Below are 18,340 nucleotides of genomic sequence, written 5' to 3'. Positions count from 1 at the left end.
GGCGGTCCTCCGAAGGTGCCGGCAAGTGTCGGCGCCGCCGCCCGCAGCGTCAAACCATCCCTGTAAGCCTACGTCACGGGCGTGAGCTTGGCCACCGCCAGCGCCAGCCACTTCTGCCCGTGGCGCGGGAAGTTGATGTGCGCCCGCGCGTCCTGGCCCGATCCTTCGAGCGTGAGCACCGTGCCTTCGCCGAACTTGGCGTGGAAGACCTTCATGCCCGCCTTCAGCCCGTGCGCGGGCTCGGCCTTCTGTTGCGGCACCGGCGGGCTGGCGAAGGTCTCGCCGCGCCCGTAGCCGGTCGCCATCGAATTGCCCGCGCGCGAGGTGGGATAGCCCATGCCGAAGCCGAAGGCCGATCCGCCGAAGCTCTGGTTCTTCGGCGTGAGCCACTTGAGGGCGCCCTCGGGCAGTTCCTCGAAGAAGCGGCTCTTGACGTTGTAGCGCGTCTGCCCGTGCAGCAGGCGCGTCTGCGAATAACTGAGGTACAGCCGCTTGCGCGCACGCGTGATCGCGACGTACATGAGGCGCCGCTCCTCCTCCAGCCCCTCGTAGTCGGCCAGCGAACGTTCGCTGGGAAACAGGCCCTCCTCCAGGCCGGTGACGAACACGCAGTCGAACTCCAGGCCCTTGGCCGCGTGCACCGTCATGAGCTGCACGGCGTCCTGGCCGGCCTGCGCCTGGTTGTCGCCCGACTCGAGCGCGGCGTGCGTGAGGAAGGCCGCCAGCGGCGACAGCGTCTCGCCCGTTTCCGCGTCCGGCGGCACGTAGTCGGGCGCGGGCTCGTTCACCTCGGGCAGGCTCGGATCCAGTCCCTGGCTCGCCGGCGACTGCCGCAGCACATTGGCGCCCAGTTCGTCGATGGGCAGCGCCACGGCATCGCGGCCGAAGCCTTCCTGCGTGACGAAGCTCTCCGCGGCGTTGACCAGTTCCTCCAGGTTCTCGATGCGGTCGCTGCCGTCGCGTTCGGCGCGGTAGTGCTCGACGAGACCGCTTCGCTGCAGCATCACCTCGATGATCTCGCGCAGGGTCAGCCCCTCGGTCTCGGCGCGCATCGCGTCGATCTTCTGGACGAAGGCGGCGAGATTGGCGCCGGCCTTGCCGGTGGTGGCCTTCACCGCGTCGTGCAGCGAAGAGCCGGCCGCGCGCGCGGCGTCCTGCAACTGTTCGACCGAGCGCGCGCCGATGCCGCGTGCCGGGAAATTCACCACGCGGATGAAGCTGGTGTCGTCGTTCGGGTTCTCCAGCAGGCGCAGGTAGGACAGCGCGTGCTTGATCTCGGCGCGCTCGAAGAAGCGCAGGCCGCCGTACACGCGGTAGGGCACGGCTGCGTTGAACAGCGAGGTCTCGATCACGCGCGACTGCGCGTTGCTGCGATACAGCACCGCCACCTCGTGGCGCGGCACGTCTTCGCGGTACAGGTTGCGGATCTCCTCGACCATCCACTGCGCCTCCGCCATGTCGGTGGGGGCCTCGTACACGCGCACCGGCTCGCCGGGGCCCTGGTCGGTGCGCAGGTTCTTGCCCAGGCGGGTCTTGTTGTGCGCGATCAGCGCGTTGGCGGAGTCCAGGATGTTGCTGAAGCTGCGGTAGTTCTGCTCCAGCTTGATCTGGTGGCGCACGTTGAACTCGCGCACGAAGTCCGCCATGTTGCCCACGCGGGCGCCGCGGAAGGCGTAGATGCTCTGGTCGTCGTCGCCGACGGCGAACACCGCGTTGCCCTCGCCCGCGAACATCTTCAGCCACGCGTACTGCAGCTTGTTGGTGTCCTGGAACTCGTCGACCAGGATGTGGTGGAAGCGCCGGCGGTAGTGCTCGCGGATCGCGTCGTTGTCGCGCAGCAGCTCGTAGCTGCGCAGCATGAGTTCGGCGAAGTCGACGACGCCTTCGCGCTGGCACTGCTCCTCGTACAGCTGGTAGATCTCCACCTTGCGGCGGTCGTCCTCCGTGCGCACCTCCACCATGTTGGCGCGCAGGCCCTCCTCCTTCGCGCCGGCGATGAACCACTGCGTTTCCTTGGCGGGGAAGCGCTCCTCGTCCACGTTGTGCTGCTTCATCAGCCGCTTGATGGACGAGAGCTGGTCCTGCGTGTCCAGGATCTGGAAGGTGGCCGGCAGGTTGGCGATGCGCCAGTGCGCGCGCAGGAAGCGGTTGCACAGGCCGTGGAAGGTGCCGATCCACATGCCGCGCACGTTCACCGGCAGCATGGAGGTCAGGCGCGTCATCATCTCCTTGGCCGCCTTGTTGGTGAACGTGACGGCCATGACGTTGCCCGGCCCGATCTGGCCGGTGGACATCAGCCAGGCGATGCGGGTGGTCAGCACGCGGGTCTTGCCGGACCCGGCGCCGGCAAGGATGAGCGCGTGCTCGGGAGGCAGGGTGACGGCGGCCTTCTGCTCGGGGTTGAGGTGCTGCAGCAGCGGCGAGTCGACGGCGACTTCTGGGAACATGTGGCATTGTAGAAAGGCCGCCAAGAACCCATGGGCCGCCGCCCCATCCCGACAGCCGTGCCAGCCCGCATCCTCGCTTTTTTCCTGCTCGCGCTGCCCTGCGCAGCGCGAGCGCTTTGCACCAGCGACGGCGTGGCGCAGCCGGCCGCCCTGCTGGAGCGCTTCGTCAGCGCCGATTGCGCGGATTGCTGGCGCGACCGCGCCACGCCTGAGCCGGCCGCCGGCAGCGTTGCGATCGACTGGGTGGTGCCGGGCGACCGTGGCGAGGACGCGCCGCTGGCCGCCGTGGCGCTGGAGGAAGCCGGCGAACGCCTGGTCGCCCTGGGCCGCGCCGCGCCGGCGCGCAGCGATGCGGTCTTCGCGCGGCGCCAGGGTGCGGCCCTGCCCCTGCGCCTGGCGCAGGGCGACGCGTTCAACGACTACGTCGGCACCTCGATGGAGCTGAAGTCCGGCGGGCGCGGCCCTTGGCAGGCTTGGCTGCTGCTCGTCGAGCACCTGCCGGCGGGCACCCAAGGCAGCCCCGTGGAGCGGCACCTGGTGCGCAACGTGTTCCGGCCGGACTGGAGCCAGGCGGCCGGCCGGCGGTCCGAGGACCGCGCGATGCAGATCCACGAGGGGGCCAGGCCCGAGCGCCTGAGCTTGCTCGCCGTGCTGGCCGATTCACGTGGACGTATCAGGGCTATCAGCCGCACCGCATGTTCCCGCTAGAACCTCCGACGTAGAATCGCTCACCGGGCCCAAGCATATGTGGCCCGGTTTGCGTTGCGGAGCTGCGCCTCCGTTGCAACGCACCGGTCCCCAGTCCAAGCGTCCACCTGTTCGACAACAGACCTCCGGAGCCTGGAACCATGGAAATCTTCGACTACGACAACGTCCTGCTGCTGCCGCGCAAGTGCCGCGTGGAAAGCCGCTCGGAATGCGACCCCTCCCTCGAGTTCGGCGGCCGCCGCTTCAAGCTGCCGGTCGTGCCGGCCAACATGAAGACCGTGCTGGACGAGAAGGTCGCGCTGTGGCTGGCGAAGAACGGCTACTTCTACGTGATGCATCGCTTCGACCTGGACAACGTGCGCTTCGTCCGCCGCATGAAGGAAGCCGGTGCCTTCTCCTCGATCTCGGTGGGCGTGAAGCAGGCCGACTACGAAACGGTGGACAAGCTCGCCGCCGAAGGCCTGGTGCCGGAGTACGTCACCATCGACATCGCGCACGGCCACGCCGACACGGTGAAGAACATGATCTTCCACCTGAAGGACAAGCTGCCCGCGTCCTTCGTGATCGCCGGCAACGTCGGCACGCCCGAGGCGATCATCGACCTGGAGAACTGGGGTGCCGACGCGACCAAGGTCGGCATCGGCCCGGGCAAGGTCTGCATCACGCGCATGAAGACCGGCTTCGGCACCGGTGGCTGGCAGCTGTCGGCGCTGAAGTGGTGCGCCCGCGTGGCCACCAAGCCGATCATCGCCGACGGCGGCATCCGCGAGCACGGCGACATTGCCAAGAGCATCCGCTTCGGCGCGACCATGGTCATGATCGGCTCCATGCTGGCCGGCCACGAGGAATCGCCCGGGTCGACCGTGGAGGTCGACGGCCGCCTGTTCAAGGAGTACTACGGCAGCGCGTCCGACTTCAACAAGGGCGAATACAAGCACGTCGAGGGCAAGCGCATCCTCGAGCCGGTCAAGGGCAAGCTCGCCGACACGCTGCGCGAGATGCAGGAAGACCTGCAGAGCTCGATCAGCTATGCCGGCGGGACGAAGCTGGCGGACATCAGGAAGGTGAACTACGTCATCCTCGGCGGCGACAACGCCGGGGAGCATTTGTTGATGTGAGTGCGGAGAGGCCCGCGCAGGCGGGGGGGGGTTGCAAAAGGGCGCCGGTGGCGCCCTTTTTTGTGCGCGGTGGGGTTCGCCGGCGCTCAGGCCCGCAGCAGATCCAGCGCCAGCTGGTGCACCCTGTGCTCCGGCTCCACCAGCGCGTCCAGCACCGTGAAGTGGTTGCGGCCCGGCACCAGCTCGCACACTGGCACGCGGCGCAGGCCCCACGCCTCCTGGATCAACCGGTTCTGCCGGTGGTATTCGGCGCTTTCCGCGCCGCCTGCCACGGAGTACAGCGTTCCCTGGCGCGGCGCGGGCAGGCGCGCGGGGCTGGCCTGCTGCACCTGTTCCGGCGTCAGCTGCAGCGTGTCCTGCAGGAAAGGGGTCTGCATGATCGGGTCGAGGTCATGCAGCGCCGAGAGGGCCAGCGCGCCGGACACGGTGTCGCGCGGCAAGGCCTGGTCGAGCTGCGTCCACAGGCAGGCCAGCATCATGGCGGCCAGCTGCCCCCCAGCGGAGTGGCCGGCGACGACGATGCGGCGGCGGTCCCCGCCGTAGCGGGCGATGTGGTGCCAGGTCCAGGCGACCGCGCGGGCCACCTGCAGCGTGATCTGGGGAACGGTGACGGCCGGCGCCAGCGCGTAGTTCGGGATCACGACGCAGGCACCGTCGCGCGTGAAGGCCGGTGCCACGAAGGAATGGTCGCTCTTGTCCAGCGAGCGCCAGTAGCCGCCGTGCACGAACAGCAGCACGGGCGCATCGCCGTGCGGCGCCGGAAAGACGTCCAGCCGCTCGCTGGGCCCCGCGCCATAGGCGATGTCCAGTTCGCAAGGGCCTTGCGCCCGCGCCTGGGCGGAGTCGTCCGCCCACCGCGCCAGGATCTCCAGGTGTTCCGGCACCAGCGCCCGGTTGTTGTACATGGCCTCGTGCCACCGCCCGTCCCGCTTCTTCTCCATGTCTACCTCAGCAGTTCGCAACAGTTTGACACATGTTGTCACACGTAGTCGGTGAGGTTTTTGGCGCTTCGTCCGATGTGTTCTGTATACAGTGTACCGAATGCCTGCCCAACTCCTCCAGCTCGAAGCGGCCCCGGATCTCGTCGACCGGGTCTACCGCAGCCTCCTCGATGCGATCTCCGGGGGCTCCCTCGCTCCCGGGCAGCGCCTCACGCAGGAAGACATTGCACAACAGCTGGCAGTGTCACGCCAACCGGTGCTGCAGGCGCTGCGGCTCCTCAAAAAGGATGGCTTCGTGCTGGACGCTCCCGGCCGGGGCCTGCTGGTCGCGCCGCTGGACACGGTGGCCATCCGCAACATCTACCAGGTGCGCGGTGCCCTGGACGCCCTGGCCGCGCGCCTGGCCGCGCAACGCCGCTACCGCATCGCCCCCGAGGTGCTGCAGGCCGGCCGTGACGCCGCGCGTGGCAGCAACGTGGCCGAGATGATCGACGCCGACCTGGCCTTCCACCGCGCCATCTACGAGGCGGCGGGCAATCCCCTCATCGGCGAAAGCGCCCAGCTGCACTGGCGACACCTCAAACGCGTGATGGGCGCCGTGCTGCAGGAGACGGGCCAGCGCGAGTCGGTCTGGGACGAGCACCAGGCGATCGCCGATGCGATCGCGGCCGGCGACGGCGAGCGCGCCGCCCGCCTGATCGAAACCCACAGCCTGCAGGCCAGCCGCGCCCTCGCGGAGCGGCTGGAGCAGGTCCTGCACGCCGCCACCCCCACACCCGACCCCAGGAGACAGACGTGAGACTCACTCCCCAGCAGCTCGAACAGTTCGACCGCGACGGCTACCTGTTCTTCCCCAGCCTGTTCACGCCGCAAGAGACGAAGACGCTGAACGACGCGGTGCCGGCGCTCTACGCCCGCCGCGAAGCGTTCAACGTGCGCGAGAAGGACAGCGACGCGGTGCGCACCAATTTCGCGGCGCACATGGTCAGCGAGCCGTTCGCCAGGCTGGCGCGCCACCCGCGCATGGTCGACCCGGTGGTGGACCTCTTCGGCGAAGAGGTCTACATGCACCAGTTCAAGATCAACGGCAAGATGGCCTTCGAGGGCGACGTCTGGCAGTGGCACCAGGACTACGGCACCTGGCTGAACGACGACATGATGCCGACCGAGCGCGCCATGAACGTGGCGATCTTCCTGGACGACGTCAACGAGTTCAACGGCCCGCTGATGTTCATCCCGGGCAGCCACAAGAAAGGCGTGGTCGAGGCGAAGCACGACCTCACGACCACGAGCTATCCCCTGTGGACCGTCGACCACGAGCTGATCGCCAAGCTGGTGGACCGCGCCGGTGGCAAGAACGGCGGCATCGTCAGCCCCAAGGGACCCGCCGGCTCCATGATCCTGTTCCACAGCTGCCTGGTGCACGCATCCAGCAGCAACCTGTCGCCGTGGAACCGCGTGAGCGTGTACCTGAGCCTGTGCGCCGTCTCGAACCACATCCGCCGCTTCAAGCGGCCGGAATACATCGCGCACCGCGACTTCACGCCCATCTCCACGCTGCCGGACGACTGCCTGCTCAAGCCCTACCCCGTGGAGACGCCGTGGAGGAACGGCATGCCGGCCAGCGCGCTGGCCACCTCCTCCGAACCGTTCGAGCAACTGAAGAAGGCAGCCTGACGATGTCCCTGTACGCAAAACTGCAGCAGCGCGCAGCCGAAAACAAGCCGATCCGCGTGGCGCTGATCGGCGCCGGCAAGTTCGGCTCCATGTACCTGGCCCAGGTGCCCCGCACGCCCGGCGTGCACCTGGCGGGCATCGCGGATCTCTCCCCCGACAACGCGAAGGCCAACCTCGCGCGCGTGGGCTGGAAGGCGGAGCGCGCGCAGGCGGCATCGCTGGACGAGGCGCTCAGGACCGGCGCCACGTACGTGGGAACCGACTGGCAGGCGCTCGTCCGACACCCGGCCATCGACGTCGTCGTCGAATGCACCGGCCACCCGATCGCGGCGGTCGACCACTGCCTGGAGGCCTTCGCCCACGGCAAGCACGTGGTGAACGTGACGGTGGAAGCCGACGCCTTCTGCGGCCCGCTGCTCGCGCAGAAGGCGGCCGAAGCCGGCGTCGTCTACTCGCTTGCCTTCGGCGACCAGCCGGCGCTGATCTGCGACCTGGTCGACTGGGCGCGGACCTGCGGCTTCCCGGTGGTGGCTGCGGGCCGCGGCCACAAGTGGCTGCCGCACTTCTGCGAATCCACGCCCGAGACCGTGTGGGGAAACTATGGCCTCACGCCCGAGCAGGCCAGCCGCGGCGGCCTGAACCCGAAGATGTTCAACAGCTTCCTGGACGGCTCCAAGCCGTCGATCGAGAGCACCGCGGTGGCCAACGCCACGGGACTCACCGTTCCGAGCAACGGCCTGCTCTACCCGCCCGCGAGCGTCGAGGACATCCCCTTCGTCACGCGTCCGAAGAGCGAAGGGGGCGTGCTGGAACGCAAGGGCATGGTCGAAGTGATCTCCTCGCTCGAAGCCGACGGGCGCAAGATCCCCTACGACATCCGCATGGGCGTGTGGGTGACGGTGGAAGCGGAGACGGAGTACGTGAAGAACTGCTTCGAGGAATACAACGCCCACACGGACCCGAGCGGCCGCTACTTCACCCTGTACAAGCGCTGGCACCTGATCGGACTGGAGGTGGGCATGTCGGTGGCCAGCGTCGCGCTGCGCGGCGAAGCCACGGGCGTGGCGACCTGCTGGAACGCCGACGTCGTCGCCACCGCCAAGCGCGACCTGCAGCCCGGCGAGGTCCTGGACGGCGAAGGCGGCTATACGGTGTGGGGCAAGCTGATGCCGGCCGACGCGTCGGTGCGCATGGGCGGGCTGCCGCTGGGCCTGGCCCACGACGTGAAGCTGGTGCGGCCGGTGAAGAAAGGCCAGAGCCTCAGCTGGGCCGACGTCGCCATGGACACCACCACGCATGCCTACAAGATCCGCCGCGAGCTGGAATCGCGCTTCGCCGCGCCGCAGTTGAGAGTCGCCTGACCAGTGCGACCGCGCCGGGTCGCCGTGATCGGCGATTTCGCGCGCCGGCGAAATCCCGTGCCCGGCTTTTGCTACAATCACAGCGTTGTGGGGGGGTAGCTCAGCTGGGAGAGCGTCGCGTTCGCAATGCGAAGGTCGGGAGTTCGATCCTCCTCCTCTCCACCACAACCCAACCTGGTTTTCGAAGTGGGCTCTTAGCTCAGTTGGTAGAGCAGCGGACTCTTAATCCGTAGGTCGAGTGTTCGAGTCACTCAGGGCCCACCACTTCACCCCCGTCATGGTTCGTGCGGCTGCTAGGAAAAATGCAGCGCCGCTGCCGCGATTGCGGGTCAGTGACAGTCTGGTGACAATCTCTCGACATCCACGAACCACCTAAGGCACGTCCCGTTGTCCGGGCTCCCTTGCGGCTACGGAATCAGAAGCAGTGAGCCCAGCGCCCGCCCCTGCTCCATGTCGGCATGCGCCAGCGCGGCATCTTCGAGCGGGTAGGTCCCGCTGACCTCCACTTTCAGTGCGCCGCTGCGCACCAGCGCAAAGAGTTCGTTGCAGGCCGCGGTGCGCGTTTCCGGCGTGTTGGCGTAGAAGCCGAATCCTGGGCGATGCAGCGCCAGGCAACCCTTTTGCGCCAGCAACATCAGGTTGAACGGGGGCACGTTGCCGGACGCATTGCCGTAGTTCACCACGGCGCCGAAAGACCGCACCAGGTCGAACGAGGGCAGGAAGGTATCCTTGCCGACGCCGTCGAATACGGCCGCCACGCCCTCGGGCGCAAGCTTTTTCGTTGCCGCGACGAAGTCTTCCTGCCGGTACAGGATGGTGTGTTCGCAGCCGTGCGCGCGTGCGAACGCCGCCTTGGCTTCCGAGCCGACCGTGCCGATGACGGTGGCTCCGAGATGCCGGCACCACTGCGCGAGCAGGCTGCCCACTCCACTGGCCGCGGCATGCACCAGCACCTTGTCGCTACGCCGGGGCGTATAGCAGCGGCGGATGACCACTGCCGCGGTCAGGCCCTTCAGCAGCATGGCGGCGGCCTGCTGGTCGGAGATGTCGTCGGGCAGCTTGACCAGGCAAGATGCGGGCAGGTTGCGCTGCTGCGCATATGCTCCCGTGTCGACGAAGAACAGTCCGCCGGTGCCGGCGTAGCCAACGCGATCCCCGGGCGCAAAGTCATTGACTTTCGCCCCGACACTTTCCACCACCCCGGCGGCCTCGTTGCCCAGGATCACGGGGAACTGCGGCCCGTTGCCCAGGTAGAACCCGCCATTGCGGACGTTGATATCGGAGAAGTTCAGGCCGATCGCCGTGTGACGCACCCGCACCTGCAGCGGGCCGGGCGGCGGGAGCTCGAAGTGGATCAGCTCCAGCACTTCGGGGCCGCCGTTGCGGTGGATGGCGATCGCTTTCATGTCAGACGGGCTCCACGCGCAGTGGCAGGGTGTCCAGGGTGCGCAAGGTGTTCACCGGTCGCCAGGTCGGCTCGCCATCGAGCGTGATGCTGCGCGCGCGGCGCGCCAGCGCGCCCAGCAGGCACTCCGCTTCCAGGCGGGCAATCATCTGGCCGATGCAGGCGTGCGCGCCGTGGCCGAAAGCTATGTGCTGGCCTGCGGCCTGGCGCCGAAGGTCGAAGCGGTCGGCGTCCGACCACTTGCGGTTGTCGCGGTTGGCAGCCCCCATGAACGCCGCCACCTTGGTGTCCGGCCGCAGCGCGATCCCGCCCAGCTCGGCGCCGTCCCGCGTGGTGCGGAACATCACCTGCACCGGCGATTCGTAGCGGATCGCCTCCTCGAAGGCGTTGCGCGCCAATGCCGGATCGGCCCGCAGCAGCTCCCATTGCGCGGGGTCGCGCGCCAGTGCCAGCAGTGCGCTACCGATGCCGCTGATGGTTGTGTCCATGCCGCCACGCAGGAAAGACCGTGTGAGGTTGGCCGCATAGCCAGCGGGCAGCGCACCCGAATCCTCGGCCTGGTGGATCAGCTCGCCGAACCCGCCCGGCAGCATCGCTTTGCGCTGCATGCTGTCTTCGTACCACTGCATGTAGGGCTGCGCGCGCTGCACGGCCGCTTGCGTCAATGCGTTGTTCGGACCGATCGCGTTGAAGTTCATGTCGCCGATCGCCTGCGCGTTCTCGCGCGGAATCACGATTCCCACCGCCGGTGGGAAGACCGACAACACGAAGGCCTCGGAGGCATCCCGCATGCCGTCGAATCTGCCTCGGGCCACCAGCGCCTCCACCATCACCTCGGCGCGCTGCTGGAACTTCTCGCGCCACTGCCGCACGATCAGCGGCGAGAGGATTTTCTGCAAGGCCGCGCGCACCGCCGTGTGCTCGGGAGGGTCGCTCTCCAGGATCACGCTGGCTGGCCGCCAGTTGCCCGGCTGGCGGATGTCCGCCAGCCCCGCGCCGCCCGTGTTGGTGAAGCTTTGCCACTGCGACAGCACTGCGCTGGTCTCCGCGTGACCGCCGGTCGCGTAGATGCCATAGCGTTCCAGCCAGGCGACCGGACCCGCATCGCGCAGCTTGCGGAAGAAGGGATACGGATCGCGCAGCGTCTGCACCGAGAACGGGTCGTCGTCGAGCACGGGCGCATGCGGCTGCGGGCGGGGGTCCGTCATGTTTTTCCTGGGATGGGAGGCGTATGCCGAGTGTGCGCGGGAGCGTCGCGGGTGAAGGTCCCCTGTGGGGGGGACAGTCACGGCCGCATCCGTCCCCCGCAGCGGGACATACTCCTCGCGTTTCGCCGACGATCATGGCTCACTCTCTACGAGGAGGTGCTCTCGATGCAATGCCTGGTCCCGCACGAACCCGTTGCTATGCAATGCAAAACGTCGTGATCCTCGGCGCCGGACATGCCGGCTTCCAGTGTGCGGCCGCACTGCGCCAGCAGGGCTTCACCGGCGACGTCTGCCTCGTGTCGGACGAGCCGCGGCTGCCGTACCAGCGTCCACCCCTGTCCAAGGGCTACCTGCTCGGCAAGACGCTGGCGACGGACCTTGCTTTCCGGCCCGAGGCCTTCTTTGGCGAGCACCGACTGCGGATCGTCAACGGCACTGCCGAAAGCATCGACCGCAGCGCCCAGCGTCTCGTGCTGCGCAGCGGCGAGTCCCTGCCGTACGACCACCTCGTGATCGCCACCGGGTCCCGCCCACGCACGCTACCGGTGCCGGGTGCCGAGCTGGCGGGGGTGCTCCCGTTGCAAACGCTGGCTGACGCGGACCGGCTGCGATCCGCGCTTGCCGGCTGCACGAACATCGTTGTCGTTGGCGCGGGCTTCATCGGCCTCGAATTCGCTGCATCTGCCCGCTCCATGGGACACGCGGTCACCGTCGTGGACATTGCCGACCGCCCGATGGCGCGGGTGATCTCTCCCGAGTGCGCGCAGGTGTTTGCCGAAGCGCACCGCGCACAGGGCACGCGCCTGCTGCTGCAAACCGGCGTCGAGCGCCTGGAGGGCAGCGGCAAGGTGTCCGCGGTGGTCACCAGCAGCGGGGAACGCATCCCCGCGGATCTCCTGCTGGTGGGCATCGGTGCCGCACCGCGCATGGAACTGGCCGCGCGGGCCGGGCTGGCGGTCGACAACGGGATCGTCGTCGACACGACCCTGGCAACGGCCGATGCGCACGTGTCTGCGATCGGAGACGTCGCATCGTTTCCGGCCCGCGACGGGAGCCAGCGGATCCGCCTGGAATCGGTACAGAACGCCACGGACCAGGCGCGATCGCTCGCCGCCCGCCTTTGCGGCAAGGACCTGCAGCCTTACCAGGCCGTGCCCTGGTTCTGGAGCGACCAGGGCGACCTCAAGCTGCAGATCGCCGGCCTGCGCGGCAGCGACGACCAGCGCGCGGTGATCGGTGACCTGGTCGCCAGGAGCTTCTCGGTCCTTTGCATCTCCGCTGGCGTGCTGCGTGCGGTCGAGTCGGTCAATCGCCCCGCAGACCACATGCTGGCGCGCAGGCTCCTCGCCAAGGGGACGAGCGTCACGCCGGAGCAGGCGAGTCAGCCCGGCTTCACGCTCAAGATGCTCTGAACGCGGGCAGTGGAAAGGTCTTGATCACGGCGCTGTCGTCCTCGCTGCCGAGGCCTGCGGCCGATGCGGCGGCGAACATCTGATAGGCCGTGGAGGCAAGCGGCGTCGGGAACACGGCGTCGCGCGCCGTGTCGAGCACCAGCGCCAGGTCCTTGACGAAGATGTCGAGCGCCGTTTCCCTGGCGAAGCGGCGGTTCACCATCCGATCGCCCCGGTCCGCGAACGCCCAGGAGTTTCCCGCGCCACTGCAGATGGCCTCGTGCAGCAACTCGGGGTCCACGCCCTGGCGCATTCCCAGCGCTACCGCTTCGGCGGCCGCGGCGATGTGCACGCCCACCAGCAACTGGTTGATGACCTTCACCTTCGAGCCTAGTCCGTGCAGCGGGCCGAAGCGAAAGACGCGCGACGAGATCGCGGTGAGGATGTCCTCGCAAGCCTCATAGGCCATCGGCGGTCCGGAAGTCAGCAGGGTCAAAGTGCCTTCGGACGCGCCCTTCACGCCGCCGGTGACTGGCGCGTCCAGCAGCAGCAGGCCGGTCGCGGCCAAGCGCTCACCCAGCTTTTCGACAAAGCCGGGTGCCGCCGTGGCCGAGGCAATCACCAGGCCGCCAGGACGCATCGCGGCCGCGCAACCATCCGGCCCGAACAGGACCTCCTCCACCTGCTGCGCGTTCACCACCAGCAGGAGGACGACGTTGCAGGCTTCTCCAACCCCCCTGGCTGTCCCACAGGCGCGTCCACCCTCGTCCGCGAACGCGGAGCGGGCTTCCGCACGAACGTCGCTGCCGTACACCTCGAAGCTGGCGCGCTGGAGGCTGCGCGCCACCCCCAGGCCCATGGCGCCGAGCCCGATGACACCGACGCGGCGCGGCGCTGTCACGCCTGCAACTCTCCGCGCTCGAGCAGTTGCTGCCGGATGTCCTTCTTGGTGATCTTGCCGTAGCCCGATCGCGGGAGTGCGTCCCAGAAGAACACATGGTGCGGCCAGCGGTAGCGTGCGCAGCGACCTTCCAGGTGGGCCAGCAGGGTGTCGCAATCCAGTTGCGCGCCTTCGCGCCGGACCACGACGGCAACACCGACCTCGCCCCACTTGCGGTCGGGGACGCCCAGCACCGCAACCTCGGCCACCGCCGGATGCGTCAGCAGGACTTCCTCCACCTCACGGGGATACACGTTCGAGCCGCCCGAGATGTACATGTCGGACTCGCGGCCCGTGATGTACAGCAGGCCGCGTTCGTCCAGCTTCCCGAGGTCGCCGGTATGGAACCAGCCGCCGCGCAGCGCCTTGTCGGTGGCATCCGCGTTGGCGTGGTAGCCGGAAAAAACGGCGGGGCCGCGGCAGCAGATCTCGCCGACCTCGCCCGTGGTGACCGGCTGGAGATCCGGGTCCAGGATGGCCACTTCCATGCCGGTGCGCGGCCGCCCGCAGGACCCGATGTTCGCGTCCGGGTCTGCGTCGTCCGCCGAATGCATGTGGGTGGGCAGTACCGTGATGCTGCCGGTGACTTCGCCCAGGCCGAAGTACTGCACCAGCACCTTGCCGAGCTTCTGCAGCGCCAGCTTCTGGTCCGCGCGGTACATGGGTGCACCGGCATAGATCATGAAGCGCAGGCTGGAATGGTCGTGGCGATCGACCGCGGGGTGCTCGACCAGCATCTTGACGATGGTCGGCACGGTGAACAGGTTGCTGACGCGATGCTTCTCCACCAGTTGCCAGAACACCTCCGGGTCGAGCTTCTCGGACGGCAGCAGCACCGTGGGGGCACCGCGCGCCACGTTCAGCAGCGCGTGGATGCCGGCGCCATGCGACAGCGGCGCCACTGCGATCGAGCAGTCGCGCTCCGTCGTGCCGGGGATCAGGTCAGCGAGGTGGTTTGCTACGACGAACGACATCTGCCCGTGCGTCAGCACGCCGGCCTTCGGGCGCCCGGTGGTGCCGGAGGTATAGAAGAACCACAGCGGGTCGTCGTACCCCACCGTCTCGTACTCGCCCTCGGCGCCGCGATGCTCCTGCACCAGGTCTTCATAGGAATGCTCGCCGGGCCGCGGCTGCCCGATGGCGATGACGTGCTTCAAGGCCGGCGAGGCGGCACGCACCGCATCGGTATGACCGGCAAACGTGTCCTCCACGATCATGGCCGCAGCGCCGCTGGACGCGGCGAGGTAGGCGACCTCTGGCGGCGTCAGGCGGAAATTGGTGGGAACCCAGACGCACCCAAGGCGGAACGCGATCCAGCAGCTCTCGAACATCGGCAGGTTGTTGCGCGACTGGACCAGGATGCGGTCTCCCTTGCGCAGGCCGAGTTTTCGAAGGGCCGCCGTCATCGCGGAGACGCGCCGCTCCATCTCCCCCCAGGTCCAGGCCTGGTCGCCGCGGATCAGCGCGGGCCGGTCCGGGAACAGGCGCGCTGTCTGCGTGAGCAGCGCGCCCAGGTTCATTACCTGCGCAGCATTCATTCGGCCTCCAGGATGCTCAGGTAGCTGGCGACCGCGGAGCCACCCATGTTGAAGACGGCACCGAGTTTCGCGCCGTCCACCTGCATGCCGCCGGCCGTGCCCGACAGCTGCATGGCGGCCATCACGTGCTGCGACACGCCCGTGGCACCGATCGGGTGGCCCTTGGACTTCAGCCCGCCGGAGGGGTTGACCGGCAGCTTGCCGTCCTTGCGCGTGATGCCGTCCAGGATCACGCGCGCGCCCTGGCCATGCGGCGCGAGCCCCATCGCTTCGTATTCCAGCATCTCGGCGATAGTGAAGCAGTCGTGGGTTTCCACGAAGGACAGGTCCGCGAGCTGCGTGTCCGCCGCGGCCAGGCCCCGTTGCCACGCCAGCGCCGCACCTTCAAACCGGGTGGGATCGCGGCGGGACATCGGGAGGAAGTCGTTGACCTGCGTGCGCGAGCGCCAGCGCACGGGCGCTACTTTCGCCCCGGGCAGCGGTTCCGTCGAAAGCACCAGCGCGGCGGCACCGTCGGAGACGAGCGAGCAGTCGGAGCGCTTCAGCGGGCCGGACACGAAGGGGTTCTTCTCCGACGGCGTCCGGCAGAAATCGAAACCGAAATCCCGACGCATGTGCGCATACGGGTTGTGCATGCCGTTGCTGTGGTTCTTCGCGGAGATCGCAGCCAGCGCATCGGACTGGTCGCCGAAGCGCTCGAAGTAGCGGGTGGCGATGCCCCCGAAGATGCCGGCGAAGCCTGCCGGGTCCGTGCCCTCCTCCTTCACGTACGAGCACTTGATCAACGTGGCGGCAACTTGCGGGGTGGTGAGTTCGTTCATCTTCTCCATGCCGATCACCAGCGTGCGCTTCATGCGCCCGGCCGCCATCGCGTCCAGGGCGGCCCAGATCGCAGCGGAGCCGGTGGCGCAGGCATTCTCGGTGCGCACGGCTGGCGTATGGCGGAACTCCGGCATCGCGACCGCCGGCAACGAGGCGGTGAAGTCCTGGCCGACGAAGCCGGCATTGAAGTGACCGAGGAAGATGCCGTCGATGTCCTTCGGCTCGAGCCCGGCGCTGTCCAGCGCCGGCTGCACCGCATCGCGGATCATCTGTTCCAGGTCCAGCTTGTCCAGTTTGCCGAAGGGCGTGTGGCCCCAGCCGACGATGTATGCGTTACTCATGGGATTTCCTTGTAGGATGGAGTGGAAAGTGTCAGGGGGCGAGAGGCTGCGTCATCAGCGGCCGGCCATGCCGCTGCACCAGCGTGAGTGCGATCAAACCGGTGGCGCCGACCAGCGCACCGGTGGTGAGGGATAGCACGGCGGCACTGCCGCTGCGGAACATGATCCCCATCCAGGTGCCGCACAGGAAGGCGGCCGCTGCGAAGATGAATCCGCCCAGGGCCGAGGCGGCTCCTGCCTGGAGGGGGAACGGCGTGGCCATGCCGACGTGCCCGCAGGGCTGGTGGATCCCATAGGCCAGCAGCGACAGCCACAGGCCCGCCGTCAGCGTGACCGCGGTATGCGCGTTGGCGAACTGGGGGAAGACGAACAGCGCGGAGGCGGCCAGCGACAGGTAGCCGGCGCGCCGTACGGAAGTGACGATGCCGTGGCTTGCGATCCAGCGCCGGCACAGGATGGTGCCCAGCAGGTAGGTTACCGATGCGCCGCCGATGATGGCGCCGAAGGCAACGCGCGACAGCCCATAGGTTTCGATGAACAGGTAGGCCGAGCTCGAGAAGAAGCCGAAATTGGCTGCGTACCCGCAGGAGTTCAGCAGGGTCCAAGACCGGAAGGCCGGGTTCCGTGCGATACGGGCGTAACCCGCGAAGAGTGGCCCGAGCTCCAGTGCATCGGGCTTGAGTGCGCGCGCCGTTTCGGGGATGCGCAGCAGCACCAGCAGCAGACCGGCCAGCCCGAACAGGCCCATGGCGAACAGCGTCGAGCGCCAGCCGAACACCTGCGCCAGCAGCGCGCCGGCCATCGGGACCAGCATGGTCATGCACGCCAGCATGGACATGGCGACCGTCATCACGTGGGTGCCATGCTGTTGTTCGAACAGGTCGCGCACGATCGCGCGGCCGCAGACCATGCAAGCGGCGATTCCCAGGCCTTGCGCCGCCCTCGCCGCGACCAGCACCTCGATGCTGGGTGCGAGCGCCCCGAGCAGCGCGCCGCCCGCATACAGCGTGAAGCCGGTGAGCAGGACACGCCGGCGGCCGAAGCGGTCCGACGCCGGCCCCCAGAGCAACTGGCTGACGCCGAAGCTGAACACCACCACGGCCAGCGTCAGCTGCACCAGGCTCACCGGTGCGTGGTACTCGTTGCGGATCGCGGGCAGCGCGGCCAAGTACAGGTCGGTGGCCAATGGCTGCACCGCCGTGGCCAGGGTCACGGTCAGGACGACGAGTGCCGGCCCCATGGCCGCCCGGGGGTTCAAGGCTCGAGCAGCTTGCGCTGGGTGAGCCAGCCGCGGATCATGGCCGTGGCCTCCTTCAGCAATTCGGGCTGGCCCGCGTAGTAGTGGGTGGCCCCCTTGATCACGCGGAAGGTCTTGTCGGGCGAGGCGGCGGCATCGAACAGCATCTGCGGATGCTTCTGCGGCACCGCATCGTCGGCGCTGTTCTCGATCACCAGCAGCGGTGCGCGCATGCGCCTGGCGCTTTCGAGGCCGTTGCCGCAGGAGTCGTCCAGGGACCATTGCGAGAGCCAGGAACGGAGCGTCGTGAAACGGGCCAGCCCCACGGGACCGGTGTTCACGGTTTCGGGGTTGCCCATGTAGCACCAGCGCGGCTTGCGGTCATTGGGATCGAGCGCGGGATCGAGAAAGCGCGGGTCCGCCAGCGTGCGATGCACGATGAAGGGCCGCTCCATCTCGCCCGTGTTGCGCTCCTTAAGCTCCGCGAGCTTCGCCTTCGCCCAGGCGGTGATGCGCCGCATGCGAGCCAGCTGGGCCGCCCGGTAGCGCGCCACGTACTGCGGTGAATACGGCGGCTGATTGGGGTTGCGCGGATCGTAGATGTCGAGTTCTACATCGCGGTCGTCGGGATTGGCTTCATCGCGCACCGACGGGTCGATCGCATCGGCGAGCAGGTGGGCACGCGACAGGTGGGCCGCCTGGTAGATCACCGCGTCGGCGGGAATCAGGCGGGCGCCCTTTACGTTCACCGGGTCGCCCGCCGGCGCGTGGGTGATGCTCGGATTCTCGGCTTCCGCCTGGTAGCTCACGGCCAGTGCGCCGCCACCGCTCCAGCCGACCAGCACCACGTACTTGTAGCCCCAGACTTCCTTGGCATGCCGGATGTACGCACCCAGGTCCAGCAGCACCTTCTCCATGATCAGCGCGGTGTCGTTGCGCTGGTAGCGGCTGCCGGCGCACAGCACGTGCGCGCCTGTGGCCGCCATCGCACGCGGCACGGGCAACAGCTGCAGTGTCGATGCCGGATGCATGAACACCATCAGCGTATCGGAAGCATGGCCTTGCGGGCGGAAGCGGATGCCTTCCAGGTTCACTGCGCCCTGGTTGCCGGAGAAACCGTAGGTCTCGGTGAAGGCGCCACGCTCCTCGTACTGGAGGTGCACCCATTCGGTCTGGACTTCGAAGGCTTGCGTCATGCGCCGACTC

15 protein-coding genes and 2 tRNA genes are annotated in these 18,340 nt (G+C 68.1%); 8 read left to right on the top strand and 9 right to left on the bottom strand.

The genetic code is table 11. The annotated features are described in order from the left end of the window. Positions 1-68 precede the first annotated feature (68 nt). Entirely contained in the window at positions 69-2,447 is a 2,379-nt protein-coding gene (locus tag AC3EGR_RS18380) for a UvrD-helicase domain-containing protein (RefSeq protein ID WP_488547959.1), read from the bottom strand. A gap of 30 nt (positions 2,448-2,477) precedes the next feature. On the opposite strand from AC3EGR_RS18380, the gene AC3EGR_RS18375 reads away from it, so the two are divergent. Together AC3EGR_RS18375 and AC3EGR_RS18370 are read left to right on the top strand one after the other, a co-directional pair. Next, the gene (locus tag AC3EGR_RS18375; RefSeq protein ID WP_488547958.1) at positions 2,478-3,155 is read left to right on the top strand and encodes a hypothetical protein; all 678 of its coding nucleotides are present in this window, start codon (positions 2,478-2,480) and stop codon (positions 3,153-3,155) included. Between the two features lie 140 nt (positions 3,156-3,295). Next, the gene (locus AC3EGR_RS18370) at positions 3,296-4,273 is read left to right on the top strand and encodes a GMP reductase (RefSeq protein WP_488547957.1); all 978 of its coding nucleotides are present in this window, start codon (positions 3,296-3,298) and stop codon (positions 4,271-4,273) included. Positions 4,274-4,359: 86 nt separating this feature from the next. Here the strand turns inward: AC3EGR_RS18370 and AC3EGR_RS18365 are convergent, their stop codons facing one another. Next, positions 4,360-5,214, bottom strand: a complete 855-nt coding sequence (locus AC3EGR_RS18365; RefSeq protein WP_488547956.1) for an alpha/beta hydrolase — start codon at positions 5,212-5,214, stop codon at positions 4,360-4,362. Positions 5,215-5,314: 100 nt separating this feature from the next. Here AC3EGR_RS18365 and AC3EGR_RS18360 point away from each other — a divergent pair, with 100 nt between their 5' ends. The 5 genes from AC3EGR_RS18360 (at position 5,315) to AC3EGR_RS18340 (ending at position 8,516) form a co-directional block, all read left to right on the top strand. Continuing rightward, positions 5,315-6,013, top strand: coding sequence for a GntR family transcriptional regulator (locus AC3EGR_RS18360; RefSeq protein WP_488547955.1), 699 nt, complete (start codon positions 5,315-5,317; stop codon positions 6,011-6,013). Continuing rightward, entirely contained in the window at positions 6,010-6,891 is an 882-nt protein-coding gene (locus AC3EGR_RS18355; RefSeq protein ID WP_488547954.1) for a phytanoyl-CoA dioxygenase family protein, read from the top strand. Before AC3EGR_RS18360 ends, AC3EGR_RS18355 begins: the two co-directional genes overlap by 4 nt. A 2-nt stretch (positions 6,892-6,893) precedes the next feature. Then, a complete protein-coding gene (locus AC3EGR_RS18350; RefSeq protein ID WP_488547953.1) occupies positions 6,894-8,252 on the top strand; it encodes an NAD(P)H-dependent oxidoreductase in 1,359 nt (452 codons plus the stop codon). A gap of 89 nt (positions 8,253-8,341) precedes the next feature. After that, positions 8,342-8,417 (top strand) — tRNA-Ala (locus AC3EGR_RS18345). Between the two features lie 23 nt (positions 8,418-8,440). Beyond that, positions 8,441-8,516, top strand: a tRNA-Lys gene (locus AC3EGR_RS18340). 143 nt (positions 8,517-8,659) lie between these two features. Here the strand turns inward: AC3EGR_RS18340 and AC3EGR_RS18335 are convergent. Both AC3EGR_RS18335 and AC3EGR_RS18330 read right to left on the bottom strand, forming a co-directional pair. Then, positions 8,660-9,658, bottom strand: a complete 999-nt coding sequence (locus tag AC3EGR_RS18335; RefSeq protein ID WP_488547952.1) for a quinone oxidoreductase family protein — start codon at positions 9,656-9,658, stop codon at positions 8,660-8,662. A gap of 1 nt (position 9,659) precedes the next feature. Next, positions 9,660-10,865, bottom strand: coding sequence for a cytochrome P450 (locus AC3EGR_RS18330; RefSeq protein ID WP_488547951.1), 1,206 nt, complete (start codon positions 10,863-10,865; stop codon positions 9,660-9,662). 215 nt (positions 10,866-11,080) lie between these two features. On the opposite strand from AC3EGR_RS18330, the gene AC3EGR_RS18325 reads away from it, so the two are divergent. Next, positions 11,081-12,277 carry an NAD(P)/FAD-dependent oxidoreductase gene (locus AC3EGR_RS18325; RefSeq protein ID WP_488547950.1) on the top strand — a complete coding sequence of 399 codons (1,197 nt, stop codon included), beginning with the start codon at positions 11,081-11,083 and terminating at the stop codon, positions 12,275-12,277. Here the strand turns inward: AC3EGR_RS18325 and ltnD are convergent. From ltnD to AC3EGR_RS18300, 5 genes are read right to left on the bottom strand one after another with little or no spacing between them, the layout of a single operon-like run. Continuing rightward, positions 12,264-13,157 carry an L-threonate dehydrogenase gene (gene ltnD / locus AC3EGR_RS18320; protein WP_488547949.1) on the bottom strand — a complete coding sequence of 298 codons (894 nt, stop codon included), beginning with the start codon at positions 13,155-13,157 and terminating at the stop codon, positions 12,264-12,266. The genes AC3EGR_RS18325 and ltnD overlap by 14 nt on opposite strands. Continuing rightward, positions 13,154-14,734 carry an acyl-CoA synthetase gene (locus AC3EGR_RS18315; RefSeq protein ID WP_488547948.1) on the bottom strand — a complete coding sequence of 527 codons (1,581 nt, stop codon included), beginning with the start codon at positions 14,732-14,734 and terminating at the stop codon, positions 13,154-13,156. Before AC3EGR_RS18315 ends, ltnD begins: the two co-directional genes overlap by 4 nt. Next, entirely contained in the window at positions 14,731-15,897 is a 1,167-nt protein-coding gene (locus AC3EGR_RS18310) for an acetyl-CoA acetyltransferase (protein ID WP_488547947.1), read from the bottom strand. The genes AC3EGR_RS18315 and AC3EGR_RS18310 overlap by 4 nt, the downstream gene beginning before the upstream one ends. 31 nt (positions 15,898-15,928) lie before the next feature. After that, a complete protein-coding gene (locus AC3EGR_RS18305; RefSeq protein ID WP_488547946.1) occupies positions 15,929-17,155 on the bottom strand; it encodes an MFS transporter in 1,227 nt (408 codons plus the stop codon). After that, positions 17,152-18,330: an alpha/beta hydrolase family protein gene (locus AC3EGR_RS18300; protein ID WP_488547945.1), complete on the bottom strand. Its 1,179-nt coding sequence runs from the start codon at positions 18,328-18,330 to the stop codon at positions 17,152-17,154. Before AC3EGR_RS18300 ends, AC3EGR_RS18305 begins: the two co-directional genes overlap by 4 nt. Positions 18,331-18,340: the final 10 nt, after the last annotated feature.

It is taken from the genome of Ramlibacter sp. G4-7 (assembly GCF_057784995.1).
This window is presented reverse-complemented; position numbering and strand designations above follow the sequence as displayed.

Excerpts from the sequence above, each read along its gene's own strand:
- AC3EGR_RS18380 (WP_488547959.1), bottom strand. The coding sequence starts at position 2,447 with ATGTTCCCAGAAGTCGCCGTCGACTCGCCGCTGCTGCAGCACCTCAAC.
- AC3EGR_RS18375 (WP_488547958.1), top strand. The coding sequence starts at position 2,478 with ATGGGCCGCCGCCCCATCCCGACAGCCGTGCCAGCCCGCATCCTCGCT.
- AC3EGR_RS18370 (WP_488547957.1), top strand. The coding sequence starts at position 3,296 with ATGGAAATCTTCGACTACGACAACGTCCTGCTGCTGCCGCGCAAGTGC.
- AC3EGR_RS18365 (WP_488547956.1), bottom strand. The coding sequence starts at position 5,214 with ATGGAGAAGAAGCGGGACGGGCGGTGGCACGAGGCCATGTACAACAAC.
- AC3EGR_RS18360 (WP_488547955.1), top strand. The coding sequence starts at position 5,315 with ATGCCTGCCCAACTCCTCCAGCTCGAAGCGGCCCCGGATCTCGTCGAC.
- AC3EGR_RS18350 (WP_488547953.1), top strand. The coding sequence starts at position 6,894 with ATGTCCCTGTACGCAAAACTGCAGCAGCGCGCAGCCGAAAACAAGCCG.
- AC3EGR_RS18335 (WP_488547952.1), bottom strand. The coding sequence starts at position 9,658 with ATGAAAGCGATCGCCATCCACCGCAACGGCGGCCCCGAAGTGCTGGAG.
- AC3EGR_RS18330 (WP_488547951.1), bottom strand. The coding sequence starts at position 10,865 with ATGACGGACCCCCGCCCGCAGCCGCATGCGCCCGTGCTCGACGACGAC.
- AC3EGR_RS18315 (WP_488547948.1), bottom strand. The coding sequence starts at position 14,734 with ATGAATGCTGCGCAGGTAATGAACCTGGGCGCGCTGCTCACGCAGACA.
- AC3EGR_RS18310 (WP_488547947.1), bottom strand. The coding sequence starts at position 15,897 with ATGAGTAACGCATACATCGTCGGCTGGGGCCACACGCCCTTCGGCAAA.
- AC3EGR_RS18300 (WP_488547945.1), bottom strand. The coding sequence starts at position 18,330 with ATGACGCAAGCCTTCGAAGTCCAGACCGAATGGGTGCACCTCCAGTAC.